Source organism: Patulibacter sp. (assembly GCF_030655195.1).
Lineage (GTDB): Bacteria > Actinomycetota > Thermoleophilia > Solirubrobacterales > Solirubrobacteraceae > Patulibacter.
Window position 1 is genome coordinate 10,387 of record NZ_JAURWA010000048.1, and the last position, 16,678, is coordinate 27,064.

At 77.8% G+C, this 16,678-nt stretch carries 4 protein-coding genes and 1 pseudogene; 3 read left to right on the forward strand and 2 right to left on the reverse strand.

Translation table 11 applies throughout. The features are described 5' to 3' along the window. Positions 1–7 precede the first annotated feature (7 nt). Positions 8–11,416: pseudogene (locus Q7T67_RS05435) on the reverse strand (amino acid adenylation domain-containing protein); the annotation flags it as partial. Positions 11,417–11,554: 138 nt separating this feature from the next. On the opposite strand from Q7T67_RS05435, the gene Q7T67_RS05440 reads away from it, so the two are divergent. The 3 genes from Q7T67_RS05440 (at position 11,555) to Q7T67_RS05450 (ending at position 15,938) form a co-directional block, all read left to right on the forward strand. Next, a complete protein-coding gene (locus Q7T67_RS05440; protein WP_304786783.1) occupies positions 11,555–13,321 on the forward strand; it encodes an ABC transporter ATP-binding protein in 1,767 nt (588 codons plus the stop codon). Continuing rightward, a complete protein-coding gene (locus Q7T67_RS05445; RefSeq protein WP_304786785.1) occupies positions 13,318–15,129 on the forward strand; it encodes an ABC transporter ATP-binding protein in 1,812 nt (603 codons plus the stop codon). The genes Q7T67_RS05440 and Q7T67_RS05445 overlap by 4 nt, the downstream gene beginning before the upstream one ends. 86 nt (positions 15,130–15,215) lie before the next feature. Further along, entirely contained in the window at positions 15,216–15,938 is a 723-nt protein-coding gene (locus Q7T67_RS05450) for a 4'-phosphopantetheinyl transferase superfamily protein (RefSeq protein WP_304786787.1), read from the forward strand. On the opposite strand, the gene Q7T67_RS05455 is transcribed toward Q7T67_RS05450, so the two are convergent. Then, positions 15,920–16,600 (reverse strand): response regulator, encoded by a 681-nt coding sequence (locus Q7T67_RS05455; protein WP_304786789.1) that lies wholly within the window; start codon positions 16,598–16,600, stop codon positions 15,920–15,922. The two genes, Q7T67_RS05450 and Q7T67_RS05455, sit on opposite strands and share 19 nt — an antisense overlap. Positions 16,601–16,678: the final 78 nt, after the last annotated feature.

The window sequence follows — 16,678 nt, forward strand, 5'->3', positions numbered from 1 at the left end:
TCGCCCGTCAGCCCGTCCCCTCCTCGCGCCGGGCCGTCAGCCGTGCCGCCAGGCCCGCCACGGTCGGCTGCTCGAAGACGTCGCGGGCGCTGATCGCGACGTCGAGGCGCTTGCGCGCCCTGCCGACGAGCAGGACGGCGAGCAGCGAGTGGCCGCCGAGGTCGAAGAACGAGTCCTCCACGCCGACCCGCTCGAGGCCCAGGACCTCGCCGTAGAGCTCGGCCACCACCACCTCGTCCGGTGTGGTCGGCTCGCCGCCCGCTCCACCCGTGTCGAGCTCGGGCCGCGGCAGCGCCCGCACGTCGAGCTTGCCGTTGATCGTCAGCGGCAGGGCGTCGACGACCACGACGGCCGCCGGGACCATGTACTCGGGCAGGCGGTCCTTCAGGGCGTCGCGCAGGCGCCCGCCGAGATCGTCCGGCGCGTCGCCCTCCGGGACGACGTAGCCGAGCAGCCGGGCGGCCGGGGGTGCGGTCGCGCCGTCGGTCTGGGACGCGGCGCCGTCGGCCTCACCGGTCTCCCCCGCGTCGACCACGACGGCCGCCTGCGCCACCCCGGGCAGGTCGTCGAGGGCGGACTCGATCTCGCCCGGCTCGACGCGGTGGCCGCGGATCTTCACCTGGTCGTCCGTACGGCCGAGGAAGTCGATGATCCCGTCCGCGCGGCGCCGGACGAGGTCGCCCGTGCGGTACATCCGCTCGCCGGGGGCGCCGAACGGATCGGCGACGAACCGGGCGGCTGTCAGGGCCGCGCGGTCGTGGTAGCCGCGGGCCAGGCCGATCCCGGCGATGTAGAGCTCGCCGGGGGCGCCGGGCGGCACGGGCCGGAGCGCCCCGTCGAGGACGTGCGCGCGGGTGTTGAGGATCGGCCGCCCGACGGCCGGGGTCGCGCTCTCGTCCGTGCCCGCGCCGAGCGTGTTGATCGTGTACTCCGTCGGCCCGTAGAGGTTGTAGCCGAGCGTCCCGTCCGTCTCGCGCAGCCGGGTCCAGACGGCGTCGGAGACGGCCTCGCCGCCGAGGAGGACGAGGGCCGGGCGGTGGGCGAGGTGCTCGCGCCCGTCCAGCAGCCCCTGGTCGAACAGGTGGTGCGCGTAGGTCGGGGTGACGTTCACGACGTCGATGCGGTGCGCGTCGCAGTAGGCGACGAGCGCCTCGGCGTCGCGACGGAGGTCCTCGTCGCAGACGTGCACCTCGTGGCCCTCGACGAGCCAGAGCAGCTCCTCCCACGACATGTCGAACGCGAACGAGACCGTGTGGGCGATCCGCAGCCGACGGCCGGCGGCGGCGATCACGGGCTCGAAGATCGCCTGGCGGTGGTTGACCTGCATGTTCGTCAGGCCACGGTGCGGGGTGACCACCGCCTTCGGCCGACCCGTCGAGCCGGAGGTGTAGATGACGTAGGCGGGGTGCTCGAGCCGGCCGGGCGTGCCGGGCGCGAACCCGGGGCGCTCGTCGTCGTCGAGCGGGGCGCCGGAGAGCCCGGCCAGGCGGTCGACCACCGCGGGGTCGTCGAGGAGGACGCGGGGCACCGCCGCGTCGTCCGGCAGCGCCGCCGCCGCGCCGCTCGTCGTGAGCACGCACACCGGGGCGGCGTCCTCCAGCATCAGGGCGATGCGCTCGGCGGGGTGGTCGAGGTCGATCGGCAGGTACGCCGCGCCCGTCGCCAGGACCGCGAAGAGCGCCGCGACGGCGTCGGAGGAGCGGCGCAGCGCGAGCGCGACCGTCGCCTCCGGGCCGGCACCGTGCTCGAGCAGCAGGCGCGCGAAGCGGTGGACGCGGTCGTTCAGCTGCGCGTAGGTCAGGCGCTCGTCGCCGGAGACGAGGGCGAGCAGGTCGGGCGTGCGCTCGGCCTGTGCGGCGAGCAGCTCGGCGACGGTGTCGTCGGGAACCTCCCGGTCGGCCAGCGCCCACGCGGCCTCGTCCTCGGCGCGCTCGGCGTCGAGCAGGACGTCGATCCGGGCCGTCGGCGCGTCGAGGTCGTCGACGAACCGCTCGAGCACCGCGACGTAGCGGGCGAGGATCGTCTCGGCGGCGTCGCGGTCGAGGACGTCGGGACGGTGGTCGAGCAGCAGGCGCAGGCGCGGTCCCGGAGTCGCGACGAGCGTCAGCGGGTAGTGCGTCGCGTCGACGCCGGCGACGACCTGGGCGCCGTGGCGCTCGCGCAGCGCCTGCAGCGACGCGTCGTCAGCGCCGCCGAAGTTCTGCAGCACGAAGAGCGTGTCGAAGAGCGCGCCCGAGCCCGTCCCCGCGGCGCGCTGGATCGCGCCGAGGCCGAGGTGCTCGTGGCCCATCAGCGCGGTCCGCTCGTCCTGCCGACGGCGCACCAGCTCGCGGACGGTCTCCGCCGGATCGAGGCGGACGCGGTCGGGGACGGTGTTGATGAAGAGGCCGAGGATCCGCTCGACGCGGTCGACCTCGGCCGGGCGGTCGGCCACCGTGACCCCGAAGGCGACGTCGTCGCGGCCCAGCGTGCTGCCCAGGACGAGGCCCCAGGCGGCGGTCAGGACGGCGTTCAGGGTGACGCCCGCGTCGCGGGCGGCGTCCGTCAGCCGCGACGTCAGGGCGGCGGTCAGCGCGGTCCGGCGGCTCTCGGGGAGCACCGGGTCGGTGCGGCCCGCGGGCCCGATCAGCGTCGGCTCCTCGAAGCCGGCCAGCGCGGTCCGCCAGGCCTCCTCGGCGGCGGGGACGTCCCGGTCGGCGAGCCACGCGAGGTGGTCGGCGTAGGAGCCCGTCGGCTCGAGCCCCGCGTCGTCGCCGGAGGAGGCATAGAGGGTGAGCAGCTCGTCGCGGAAGAGGCCCTGCGACCAGCCGTCCCAGAGGACGAGGTGGTTCGTGACGACGAGCCGGTCGCGGCCGTCGCCCAGGCGCACGACGAGCATGCGGAAGAGCGGCGGGGCGGCCAGGTCGAAGCGCTCCGCGCGGTCGGCGGCGAGGGTCCGCTCGAGCTCGGCGCGACGCTTCTCGGGGGTGCGGTCGGCAAGGTCGAGCTCGCGGATCGGCATCGACACGGCGCGGCCGACGACCTGCACCGGTCGCGGCAGCCCGTCGGACTGGAACGCGGCGCGGAGCACGGCGTTGCGGCGCAGCAGCGTCGCGCAGGCCGCGCGGAGGCGGTCGAGGTCGACGCCGCCGTCGATCTCGTAGACCGTCTGCAGGGTGTACGGGTCGAGGTCGCCGGCGTCGAAGACCGAGTGGAAGTAGAGCCCCTCCTGCAGCGGCGCGAGCGACCAGACGTCGTCGACCGGGACGGGGCTGCGGTCCACGACGAGGTCGAGCTCGTCCTGCGTCAGCCCCACCGTGCGCAGGTCGGCGGCGCGCAGCTCGGGGACGATCCCGTCCGCCGCGGCGCGCAGCTCGCGCAGCGCGGTCGCCCAACCGTCGCGGATGACGGCGAGGTCTCCGTCGCCCAGGTCGTCCGTGGTGCGCGAGAACGTCGCGCGCAGGACGGTCCCGCCGGGGCGCTCCTCGCCGACGACGTCGAGCTCGAGCAGGTGCGGTCGGCGCTGGCCCGGGTCGCCGCCGGGGACGAGCGCGTCCTGCTCCGCCGCGGGGGTCCACGGGGCGCCCGTGGCCGCCGGGAAGCGACCGAAGTAGTTGACCTGGACCTGGGCCTCCGCCGTGCCCCGCAGGACGGCCGCGCCCTGCGGGTCCAGGTGGCGCAGCAGCCCGTGGCCGGCGCCGTGGTCGGGGGCGGCACGGACCCGGTCGACGATGCCGCGCAGGGCGGCGAGCACGTCGGCGGGGTCGACGTCGGGCAGGCGGACGGGCTGCACGCTCGTCAGCCAGCCGACGGTGCGGGAGAGGTCGACGTCGGGCGCCAGGGGGTCGCGGCCGTGGCGCTCGAGGTCGACGAGCAGCGGCGCGGACGCGTCGCCGCGGTCGGCACGCCAGCGGGCGACGGCGACGCCGAGCGCGGCGAGCAGCACCTCGGTGACGTCGGAGCCGGTGGCGGCCGGGACGTCGGTGAGGAGCGCGGCGGTGTCGGCGGGGCCGACCTCGACGGCGGTGGTGACGATCGACGCGGTGGTGCCGGCGGACGGGGTGTCCGCGCCGGGGACGTCGGACGGGCCGGCGCCGGGCGGGGCCGCGTCCGCCCGCGGGACCAGCTCGGCGCCGGGCCGGAGCTCCGCCTCCCAGTGGGCGAGCTCGCGCAGGCGGTCCGGGGTGCCGGCGGCCTCCGCGGCGGCCCGGCCCGCGCGACGCAGCGAGGTGGTCACGGGCTCGAGCCGCGGCGTCGTGCCGGCGCGGACCGCGTCCCAGGCGACGGCGAGGTCCTCGAAGAGGATGCGCCAAGAGACCCCGTCGACCGCGAGGTGGTGGACGGTGAGCACGAGTCGGCCGTCGGCGTCGGGGCCGGCGTCGAGCCAGACCGCGTCGAGCATCCGGCCGGCCTGCGGGTCGAGGCGACCGGCGGCCGCGTCGGAGGTCGACGTCACGAGCTCGCGGAGCGCGTCGGCGGTCAGGGCCGCGGCGTCCTCGCGCCGGAGCACGTCGGCGGCGACGACGCCGCCGTGCGCGGAGGCCTCGAGCGCCCAGGCGGACGGGTGCGGGCGGTCCAGCCGCAGCCGCAGGCCGGCGTGGTGGTCCAGGACCGCCTGCAGGGTCGCCGCGAGCTCGTCGCGGGTCGCCCCGGCGGGCACGGTGACGAGCATCGACAGGGCGAACCGGTCGATCGTGCCGCCGGCCTCGCGCAGGCGGTGCACGATCGGGAGCAGCGGGACGGGGCCGACGCCGTCGTCGGGGTCCGCGGGCGCGCCGGTGGGCGTCGCGGTCGCGGCGCGTCCGCCGGGCGTCGCGTGCCGACCGGCGTCGTCGCGGGCCACTCCGTCGCCCGCGGCGCCCTCGTCCGACGTCGCACCGTCGGCATCCTCGACGCGCGCCTCCGCGGCGAGCGCCGCCGGGGTGCGGTGGCGGAAGACGTCGCGGGCCTGCACGTGGACGCCGCGGCGGCGGGCCCGGATCGTGACGGTGATGGAGAGGATCGAGTCGCCGCCGAGCCGGAAGAAGTCGTCCTCGGACCCGACCTCGTCGAGGCCCAGGACGTCGGCGAAGACCTCCCGCAGGACAGCGACGGCGTGGGTCCTCGCCCCGGGGACGCGCGCCGCGTCGCCCTGACCGGTCGGGGCGGCCACCGTGGACGTCGCCGCCCCGGCCGCCGGATCCGCGTCGGCCGTCGCAGCCGGTCCTGTCGGTCGTCCGCTCCCGCGCGACGGGGTGGGCAGCGCCGCCCGGTCGACCTTGCCGTTGGGGCTGAGCGGCAGCTCGTCCAGGACGACGAACGCGTCGGGGACGAGCGCCGCGGGCAGGACGGCCTCGACGGCACGGCGCAGGGCCTCGGGGTCGAGGAGCGTCCGCGCCTCGTCGGCGGTCGCGGGGCGCTCCGGCGCGACGTCGCCGACGGGCGTGGGATGTCCGTTCGCGGGCGTCGTGCCGTCGCGGGCCGGCACGACGAACGCGACGAGCCGCGGGGCGTCGTCACGGACGACCACGACGGCCTGCGCGACGCCGTCCAGGCGCGCGATCCGCGCCTCGATCTCGCCCGGCTCGACCCGGTTGCCGCGGAGCTTGACCTGGTGGTCGGTGCGGCCGCGGAACTCGAGGGCCCCGTCGGCGGCCCAGCGGACGAGGTCGCCCGTGCGGTACATCCGCGAGCCGGCCGGGCCCCCGGGCTCCGCGACGAAGCGCGCCGCGGTCAGCGCCGGGCGGTCGTGGTAGCCGCGGGCGAGCTGGTCGCCGGCGACGTGGAGCTCGCCGTCGACCCCGATCGGCACGGGACGCAGGCGGTCGTCGAGGACGTGCAGGCGCAGACCGTGGAGCGGCCGGCCGATCGGCACGACGTCGCGGCCGTCGGCGTCGTCCGCCGGCGCCGGCGCCGGCGCCGGGGTCCAGTGGCAGACCTGCACCGCGGTCTCCGTCGGGCCGTAGACGTTGTGCAGCGGCACGCCCGTGACGGTCCGCCAGCGCTCGGCGAGGTCCGTCGTGAGCGCCTCGCCACCGGCCAGCACGCGGCGCAGGCCCGACCAGGCGGTCGGGTCGCCGATCTCCTCGGCCACGGCCAGGTAGGCCCCGAGCATGGAGGGGACGAACCAGATCGTCGTGGCCCCCTCGTCGCGGACCAGCGCCGCGATCTGCGCGGGATCGCGCTGCGCGCCGGGGGGTGCGACGAGGACCGCGGCGCCGACCAGGAGCGGCGCCAGCAGCTCGGCGAGCGCCATGTCGAAGCTCATCGACGCCTTGGCCACCATCCGGTCCCCGGCCTCCAGCGGGTGCTGCTCCTGCGACCAGGCCAGGTACGCGACCAGCGCCCGGTGGGTGAGGACGACGCCCTTCGGACGGCCGGTCGAGCCGGACGTGTAGAGGATCGCGGCCGCATCGTCGGGGCCGGCGTCGACGTCGGACGACGCCTGGTCGCCCGTCGCGACGGCACCCACCACGACCGCGCGACCGTCCTCCCCCGGCTCGACGCGCACGCGCGCGCCGCCGTCCTGCAGCAGCAGGCGGCGCCGCTCCTCGGGGTACTCCGGGTCGACGGGCAGGTAGGCGCCGCCCGCGCGGTGGATCGCCAGGAGGGCGACGAGCTGCTCGGCCGAGCGTGGGATCGTCACCGCCACCGTGGCGCCCCGGCCGACCCCGGCGTCGCGCAGCCGGCCGGCCAGCGCGGCGACGCGGGCGTCGAGCCCGGCGTAGCTCAGGCGCGCGTCGTCGGCGACGACGGCGTCGGCGTCCGGCGTCCGCCCGACCTGGGCGGCGAAGGCCTCGTGCAGGGTGGCCGCGGCAGGAGCGGTCGCGGGCGCACCCGTCCCGAGTGCGCGGACGGACTCCGACCCCGCCGCCCCCGTCCCGTCCAGGTCCTCCACCCGCACCTCGGGCGTCGTGGCCAGCGCGTCGAGCACCGCGACGACCTCGCCGAGGAGGCGCGCACCGGCGGCGACGTCGACGTGGTCGAGGTCGTGCTTGAGCAGGAACGACAGGCGCTCGCCCGGTGTCGCGACGAGCGTGAGCGGATAGTGGTCCGCGTCGCGGGTCGCGAAGCCGGTGATGCGCACGTCGTCGGTGACGTCGCGCTCCGGGGCCGCCCGGGCGTGGTTCTCGAAGACGTAGAGCGCGTCGAAGAGCTCGGCGTGCCCGGCCAGGCGGCCGATCTCGGCCAGGCCGAGGTGCTGGTGGTCCAGCAGCTCGGCCTGCTCGTCCTGCAGGCGGCCGACGAGCCCCGCGAGCGTGTCGTCGGGCGCGCGACGGACGCGCACCGGCAGCGTGTTGATGAAGAGGCCGACGGCGCGGTCCAGGCCCGGGACCTCGGGTGGTCGGCCGGAGATCGTGGTGCCGAAGACGACGTCGTCGCGGCCGGTCCGCCGGCCGAGCACGAGGCCCCACGCGGCCTGGACGGCGGTGTTCGGCGTGACGCCGAGCGCGCGCGTCGCGGCGACGAGGCGGGCGGTGCGCTCCTCGTCGAGCTCCGCGGCGGCCACGTCGAAGCGCACGGTCGTCGGCGTGGTGTCCGCGGCGACGGTGCGGGTCGGTCCGTCGAGGTCGGCCAGGGCGGTGCGCCACGCGTCGCGGGCGGCGTCGCGGTCGCGGGCGGCGACCCAGGCGGCGTAGTCGCGGTGGACGCTCGTGCCGCCGACGACGGACGCGGCGGACGGCGTCGCGTACCCGGCGACGAGGTCGTCGAGCAGCACGGCCTCGGACCAGCCGTCCGAGATCACGTGGTGCAGCGTCAGCAGCAGACGCGAGCGGTCCGGTCCGAGGCGGACGAGCGCACCGCGCACGAGCGGCGGGCGCTCCAGGTCGAATCCGGCGTCGCGCTCCTCGGCGGCGACCGCGTCGGCGCGCGCCTCGCGTTCGGCCGCGGCGCGGTCGTCACCGGCCGCGGCCGCGTCCTCCTCCCGCCAGGGCACCTCGACCGTGCGCGCGACGAGCTGCACCACGCGGCCGTCCTCGCGCTGATGCAGCGCCGTGCGCAGCGCCGGGTGGCGGGCGACGAGCGCCTCGAGCGCACCGCGCAGGCCGGCGGCGTCGACCGGTCCCTCCAGGTCGATCGCCTGCTGGACGACGTAGACGCCGTCGTCGCCGGTCACGGCGTGGAAGTAGAGGCCTTCCTGCAGCGCGGTCGCCGGGAGGACGTCCTGCAGGTCGGGAACGAGCGCGGAGAGCTCGTCGAGCCCGGCCTGGTCCACATCGACGTGCGGGACGTCCGACGGCGCCAGCGGCACCTCGCCGACGAGGGCCGCGTGGCGGGCCAGCCCGCGCAGGGCCTCGAGCCACAGGTCCGCGAGCTCGGCGGTGCGCTCGTGGTCCAGCACGCCGGCGGCCCAGCAGAAGGTCGCCCGCAGGTGCGGCCCGTCGGGGGCGTCGGAGACGAGTGCGTCGACGTCGAGGACGTGCGCCATCGGCATCGCCGGGTCGCGCAGGTCGACGAGCGGGGCCTCCTCGGGCGCCGGCGTCCACGGGCCGTCGCCCTCGACGCCGAAGCGGCCGAGGTAGTTGAAGAGGACCTGCGGGTCGCCCGGCGCGGCGAGCCCGTCGCGGGTGACGGGGTCCAGGCGGCGCAGCACGCCGTGGCCGAGACCGCGGTCGGGGAAGGCCCGCAGGCCCTCCTTGACGCGGCGCAGCGCGTCGCCGGCCGCGTCGCCGCCATCGACGAACGACGCCCAGTCGACCGTCCCCGGCGCCAGGCGGACCGGGAAGACGGTGGTGAACCAGCCCAGCGTGCGGGCGACGTCGACGTCCTCGAAGACGTCCTCGCGCCCGTGGCCCTCGAGGTCGACCAGCACGGGGTCGCCCGCGCCGGCCACGCCGCGCGTGGCCCGCCAGCGGTCGACGGCGACGGCCAGGGCGGTGAGCAGGACGTCGTTGACGGTGCCGCGGTAGCTCGCGGGCAGGCGGCCGAGCAGCGGCTCGACGTCGTCCGGACCCAGCCGCACCTCGAGGGCGCCGGAGCCCCCGACGAGGTCGCGCGCCGGGTCCAGCGCGCGGTCGCCGAGGAGCGGGTCGGGGGTCGCGGCGGCCTCGCGCCACAGGTCGAGCTCGTCGCGCCGGGCGCCCGTCGTGCCGGCGGCCTGCAGGCGTCGCGCCCAGGTGCGGAAGGACGTCGCGACCGGGGCGAGCGTCACGCCGCGTCCCTCGACGACCGCGGTCCACGCCCGCTCGAGGTCCTCGCGCAGGACGCGCCAGGTCACCCCGTCGACGACGAGGTGGTGGATCAGCACCAGCAGCCGTCCCTCGCCGTCGTCGGCCGGGCGCAGCCAGGTGACGTCGATGGTCCTCCCGGCGTCGGGCGACAGCCGCGCGACACCGGCCTCGCGGGCCGCGGCGGTCGCGTGGCGCAGGGCGCCCGGCTCCTCCCCCACGTCGACCCGGTGCAGCACGTCGACCGCCGCCACCGCGCCGCGCGGCAGGACGTCGAGGCTCCAGCCGTCGCGGCGGTGCAGCCGGGCGCGCAGCAGGTCGTGGTGGTCGAGCAGCGCCTGGACGACGGTGCGCAGGCCCTCGTCGTGGAGGTCCGCGGGGGCGCGCAGCAGGACGCCCTGGTGGAAAGCGCCGATGTCGCCGCCGAGCTCGCGCAGCCAGTGCACGATCGGCGTGGCGGGCACGTGGCCGACGCCGTCGTCGTCGTGGACGGTGCCGTGCGCCTCGCGCGCCACCTCGGCCAGGCCCGCCGGGGTGCGGCGGTCGAAGACGTCGCGCGGGCGCAGGACGAGCCCCGCCTCGCGGGCGCGGCCGACGAGGCCGATCGCCACGATGCTGTCCCCGCCGAGCGCGAAGAAGTCGTCGTGGATGCCGACGCGCGGCAGCCCGAGCGTGGCGGCGACGAGCTCGGCGACGACCCGCTCGCGCTCGTTCCGCGGCGCGTCGTCCCCGGCCAGCGCGGAGAAGTCCGGGGCGGGCAGGGCCGCGCGGTCGAGCTTGCCGTTCGGGGTCAGGGGCAGCGCCCCCTCGACCAGGACGACGGCCGACGGCACCATCGCGGCGGGCAGCGCCGCGGCGACGTGGTCGCGGAGCACCGCCGGGTCCGGGGCGTCGGCCGCGTCGCGGGGGACGACGTAGCCGACGAGCCGGGCGACGGCCGGGCCGCCCGACGCCGCGTCCTCGCGCACGACGACGGCGGCCTGCCGCACGCCGGGGTGGCGCACGAGCGCGGCCTCGACCTCGCCGGTCTCCACGCGGTGGCCGCGCACCTTGACCTGGCCGTCGCCGCGGCCGAGGAAGTCGATCGCCCCGTCGGGCCGCCACCGCGCGCGGTCGCCCGTGCGGTACATGCGGGCGCCGGGGATCCCGGCCGCCGCGGCGTGCGGGTCGGCGACGAACCGCCCGGCGGTCAGCGCGGACCGCCCCAGGTAGCCGCGGGCCAGGCCGCGCCCGCCGACGTAGAGCTCGCCCTCGGTGCCGACCGGCACCGGCTCGAGCGCCTCGTCGAGGACGTAGCAGCGGGTGTTGGGGTCCGGCACGCCGATCGGCACCGGTCCCTCGTGGTCCGCCCGTGCGGCCCACAGGGTCGAGTTGACGGTCGCCTCCGTCAGCCCGTAGGCGACGACCACCCGCAGCCGCGCGCCCCACCGGGCGATGACGGCGGCGGGGACGGCCTCCGTGCCGACGACGAGGACGGCCCCGTCGGGCAGCGTGCAGTCGTCCGGCAGCGCGCCGACGAGCGACGGCGGGAGGATCATGTGGGTCCCGCCGTGCTGCGCGATGTAGCTCGTGAGCGCGGGGCCGGCGACGCGGCGGTCCGACGGGACGACGATCACGCGGCCGCCGACGCCCAGCGCCATGCAGAGGTCCCAGACCGCGACGTCGAAGCCGACGGACGCGAACTGCACGACCCGGCTGTCCCCGTCGACGCCGAGGCGGTCGACGGCGGTGGCGATCAGGCTGCCGATCCCCTCGTGCGAGAGGACGACCCCCTTCGGCCGGCCGGTCGAGCCCGAGGTGTAGATGACGTAGGCGGCCGCGTGGATCGACGCCGGGCCCGCGAGGGCGGCGGGGTCGGTGCCGTCGTCCTCCGGCAGCTCGTCGAGCAGGACGGCGCCGAGGCCGTCGACCGCAGGCAGGTCGCCCTGCAGCGCGGCGGTCGTCAGGACGGCGCGGACCCCGGCGTCCTGCAGCATGTAGGCGACGCGCTCGGCCGGGTGGTCGAGATCCAGCGGCAGGTAGGCGGCACCCGCCCGCATCACGCCGAGCAGCGCGGCGACCATGTCGCACGAGCGCGGCACGGCGACGCCGACGACGTCCTCGGAGGCGACCCCGCGACGCACCAGCTCGCGGGCGATCCGGGCGGACCGCGCGTCGAGCTCGGCGTACGTCCACGCCTGGTCCTCGCAGACGACGGCGACCGCGTCGGGCCGGTCGGCGGCGCTGCGCAGGACGGCGGCGGGCCACGTCTCGTCGACCACCACGCGGTCGTCGGTGGCGAGCTCCACCAGGAGACGATGCCGGTCGTCGTCCTGACGGGACTCGGGGCGCTCGGGGGGGCACGTCCCAGTCATTCGGCGACCCTAACACGAAGATCGCGGCGGGCCGGACTGCCTCCGGAGCGGCGCAAGGGTAGCCTAACCCTCGTGTCCACCGCCGCCCTCTCCCCCGGGGCGGACGGTCCCGCCGCGCCCGTCGCCGGGGGCCGACCGCTGCTGCGCCAGGTGCTGCGCGAGCGCCGTCGCCCGGCCGTCGTCTCGACCCTCGGCGGGGTCGTCCACCAGACCTGCGAGGCCTTCGTCCCGGTGCTGATCGGCGTGCTCGTCGACCGCGCGATCGAGCGGCGCGACGCGGGCGAGCTCGTCCTCTGGATCGTCGTCCTCGCGCTCCTCTTCGCCGTCCTCACGACCGCCTACCGGGTGCAGCTCCTGACGCTCGTCGGCGGTCTCGAGCACGGCGAGCACGACCTGCGCACCGCGCTGGCCCGGCGCATCCTCGCCGCCGCGGGCATCGCCGCCCCGCCCCGCCCCGGGGCCGTCCGGTCCGACGTCGGCGGGTCCGCCGGGGCGCAGGTCACGGTCGCCGGGTCCGACGCGCGGCGCACGGTCGACGTCCTCGAGGCCGTCAGCGTCGGCGGCGCCGCGATCGCCGCGATCGTGGTCACCGCCGCGGTGCTGCTGGCCACGTCGCTGCCGCTGGGGCTGCTCGTCCTGCTCGGCACGCCGCCGCTGCTCTACGCGCTGCAGCTCCTCGCGCGCCCGCTCGAGCGACGCAGCGGCGTCGACCAGGCGCGCGCCGCCGAGGCCGCCGGCGTGGCGACCGACCTGGCCTCCGGCCTCCGGGTGCTCAAGGGCATCGGCGCCGAGCGCGCCGGCGCCGAGCGCTACCGCGTCGCCAGCCGTCGAGCGCTGGACGCCGCCGTCCGGGCCGGGGTCGCGCAGAACCTGCTGCTCGGCGCGAACGTCCTGATCAGCGGCGCGTTCCTGGCGGTCGTCGCGTGGGTCGGCGGCCGGCTCGCCCTCGACGGCACGATCAGCATCGGCGAGCTCGTCGCCGCGGTCGGCCTGACCCAGTTCCTCGTCGGCCCGCTGCAGCGCCTGGCGTTCGCGAGCACCCTGCTGGCCGAGTCGCGCGCCGCCGCCGACCGCGTCTCGGCGCTCCTGGACGCCGCCCCGGACCGCGACGACCCGCGCTCGGCGGACCACGACGACGCCCCGCCGCCCCGCTCCGCCGTCGCCCTCGCCGTCGCCCCCACCGCGGCCGGCACCCCTGCCCTCGACGTCGCGCCCGGGGAGCACCTGGGCGTCGCGACCGCCGACCCCGCCGTCTCCACCGCGCTCGTGCACCTGCTCGCCCACCGCGGCGAGGCCCCGCCCGGCGCGCTCCGGGTCGACGGTGCTCCCACCTCCGACCTGGCCCTCGACGCCGCCCGCGGCCTCGTCCTCGTCGCCGACCACGACGCGGCGCTGTTCTCCGGCACCGTGCGCGACAACGTCCTGGCGGCCGCCGCGGCCGGGCTCGACCTCGACGCGGTCCTCGACGCCAGCGGCGCCGACGAGGCCGTGCGCGCGATCCCCGGCGGCCTCGACGGGCAGGTCGGGGAGCGCGGGCGGTCCCTCTCGGGCGGTCAGCGCCAGCGCGTCGCGCTCGCCCGCGCCCTCGCGGCGGCCCCGCCGGTCCTCGTCCTGCACGAGCCCACGACCGCGGTCGACGCGGTGACCGAGGCGCGGATCGCCTCCGGCGTCCGGCGCCTGCGCGACGGTCGGACCACCGTCGTCGTCGCCACGAGCCCGTCGCTCCTGGCCGCCTGCGACCGCGTCGTCCTCCTGGGCGGCGACGGCGTGCTGGCCGAGGGGACGCACGCGGAGCTCGTGGAACGCGAGGACGCCTACCGCGCGGCGGTGCTCTCGTGAGCGCCCCGGACGCCCCCGTCACCGCGGGCCGTCCCGACGGCGGCCGACCCGTCGCCACGGCCGACCTGCTGCCGACGGCCGACCCGCGCGAGGCGCGCCGGGTCGTCGGCCGGCTCGTCGCCGACCGCCCGGTGCTCGCGATCGCGTCGCTGCTCGTCCTCGTCGGGGGCGCCGCCGCGGGCCTCGCGGTCCCGCCGCTGCTCGGCCTGGTCGTCGACATCGTCACGGACGACCGCGGCACGGGCGACCTGGCCGTCGCGGCGGGCCTGCTGCTCGTCGCCGCGGTCGTCCAGGCGCTCCTGACCGGGGTCGGCGGCCAGCTCGTCGTGCGGCTGGGCGAGTCCGTCCTGGCCGACCTGCGCGAGCGCGTCGTCGGCCGGGCGCTGCGGATCCCGCTGCGGCGCGTCGAGCGGGCCGGCTCGGGCGACCTGCTCAGCCGCATCGGCGGGGACGTCGAGATCGTCTCGCGGGCGATCTCCGCGACCGTGCCGACGATCGCCGGGGCCGGCCTGACCGTCGGGCTGACCGTGATCGGCCTCGTCGTCCTGGACTGGCGCCTGGCCCTCGCGGCACTGGCCGCCGCGCCGATCCAGGTGTTCGCGCTGCGCGCCTACCTGCGCGACGCGGTGCCCGTCTACCGGCGGCAGCGGATCCTCGAGGGCGAGCGCACGCAGCAGCTGCTCGACGCCTTCGCCGGCGCACCGACCTCCCGCGCCCTGCGGATCGGCGGCGCCCGCCTGGACCGCGTCCGCGAGACCTCCGGCGCCGCGCGCGACGAGGCGCTGCACGGGTTCCGGCTGCTCGCGCGGATGTTCCCCAAGCTCAACGGCGCCGAGCTCGTCGGTCTGTCGGCGGTCGTGATCGCCGGGTTCCTGCTCGTCGACGCGGGCACGATCAGCGTCGGCACCGCGACCGCCGGCGCGCTCTACTTCCACCGCGCGTTCGACCCGATCGGGACGCTCCTGATGCTCGTGGACGAGATCCAGGAGGGGACGACCGCGCTGGCCCGCCTCGTCGGCGTGGCGAGCATCGAGCCGCCCGAGGACCCGGCCGATCCCGCGACCCCGCGCGACGGCGAGGTCGTCCTGCACGGCGTCGGCCACGAGCACGTCCCCGGGCACCCGGTGCTGCACGACGTCGACCTGCGGATCGCGCCCGGCGAGCGGGTCGCGCTCATCGGCACCACGGGCGCGGGCAAGACGACGCTCGCCCGGCTGGTCTGCGGGATCGACCGCCCGACGCGCGGCGCGATCCGGATCGGGGGCGCGACGCTCGACGAGCTCGGGCCCAGCCGGGCGGCCGACACCGTCCTGCTCGTCACCCAGGAGGTCCACGTCTTCGCCGGCACGCTGGGCGACGACCTGCGCCTCGCGCGCCCCGACGCGTCGGACGACGAGCTCCTCGCGGCGCTGTGCACCGTCGGCGCCGAGGGCTGGGTCACGGCGCTGCCCGAGGGGCTGGCGACCGTCGTCGGCGAGGGCGGTCGCGAGCCGACCACGACCCAGGCCCAGCAGCTGGCCCTGGCGCGGCTGGTCCTGCGCGACCCGCTCGTCGCGGTCCTCGACGAGGCCACCGCGGAGTCCGGCAGCGCCGGGGCCCGGGAGCTCGAGCGCTCGGCCGACGGGGCCCTCGCCGGCCGGACGGCGCTCGTCGTCGCGCACCGGCTCACGCAGGCCGCCACCGCCGACCGGGTCGTCGTCCTCGAGGCCGGCCGGGTCGTCGAGCAGGGTCCGCACGACGAGCTCGTCGCCGCGGGCGGTCCCTACGCGCAGCTCTGGGGCGCCTGGGCCTCGGCGCGGGAGCGATGAGCGGCCCGGGCGACCGCGGGACCACGGGGTCGACGGGCGCGGACGACCGGACCGCGGGGCCGACGACCGGACCGCGATCGGCCGGGATGGTCCCGCCGCCCCGGCGCGGCGAGGTCCGCCTCCACCTGATCCCGGTCACCGCCGCGTCCGTCGCCGCGGCCGGGCGCGCCGCCGACGTGCTGTCGGCGGAGGAGCACGAGAAGGCCGCGGCGCTCCGGCGACCCGTCGACCGCGACCTGTACCTCGTCGCCCACGTCGGGCTGCGGCGGATCGTCGCCGCGCACCTCGGCGCGGCGCTCGGCGAGGTCGTCCTGGGCGCCGCACCGTGCCCGTCCTGCGGCGGCCCGCACGGGCGGCCGCTGCTCCCGCAGGCCCCCGGCCTGCACGTCTCGCTGAGCCACGCGGCGAGGCTCGCGGCCGTGGCGCTGGCGGCGGACGAGGTCGGGGTCGACGTCGAGCCGTGCGACCGCCCGGACGCCGACCTGCAGGGCCTGACGTCGCAGCTGCACCCGGACGAGCGGCGACTCGTCGCCGCGTCCGGGGACCGCCGGGCCGCGCTCCTGCGCTGCTGGGTCCGCAAGGAGGCCGCGATGAAGGCCCGCGGCCTGGGTCTCGCGGAGCCGCTGGACGCGCACAGCACCGCGTGGCCCGGCGACCGCGGCGTCACGGCCGACGGGCTGCACGTCCTGGACGTCGACGCGGGACCGGCGCACCTCGGGGCGGTCGCCGTCCGGGCGCCCGGTGGCGCGACGCCGACGATCGTCGTGACGACGTCCGGGTCCCCGCCGGGTCAGCGCGCCCAGCCGTAGCGGTGCTCCGGGCGGCCGGAGCTGCCGTAGCGCATCGACAGCTCGGCCCGGCCCTCGCCGACGAGGTGCTCGAGGTAGCGGCGGGCGGTCACCCGCGAGATGCCGCACGCGTCGGCGACCTCGACGGCCGAGGGTTCGCCGTCGGCGGCCTGCAGCGTCCGGGCGACGAGGTCGTACGTCGGACGCGACAGGCCCTTGGGGAGCGCCGGCGCCGACGAGCCGCGCAGACCGCCCAGCAGCGCGTCGACCGCGCCCTGGTCCGCCTCGCGGGCCCCCGCCGACACGGTGCTGCGGAACGCCGCGTAGCGCTCGAGCTTGTCGCGGAACGTGGCGTAGGAGAACGGCTTGACGAGGTACTGCACGACGCCGTGGCCGACCGCGCGGTGCACCGTGGCGACGTCGCGGGCGGCCGTCACGGCGATCACGTCGGGCCGCTCGCCCTGGCCCGCCTGCAGCCGACGACAGACCTCCAGGCCGTGGACGTCGGGCAGGTAGAGGTCCAGCAGGACGAGGTCGACGCCGCCGGCGGCGATCGCGCCGAGCGCCTCGGCACCGCGGTGCACCACGCCGACGGGCCGGAAGCCCGGCGTGCGCTCCACGAACTCGCGGTGGACGCCCGCGACGTGCGCGTCGTCGTCGACCACCAGCGTCCGGATGCTCATCGCCCGGCCTCCGTCGTCGCGGGCCCGACCGACCCGGCGGCGCGGCCCGGTGCCGTGCCGTCCGCGGCCCCCGCGCCG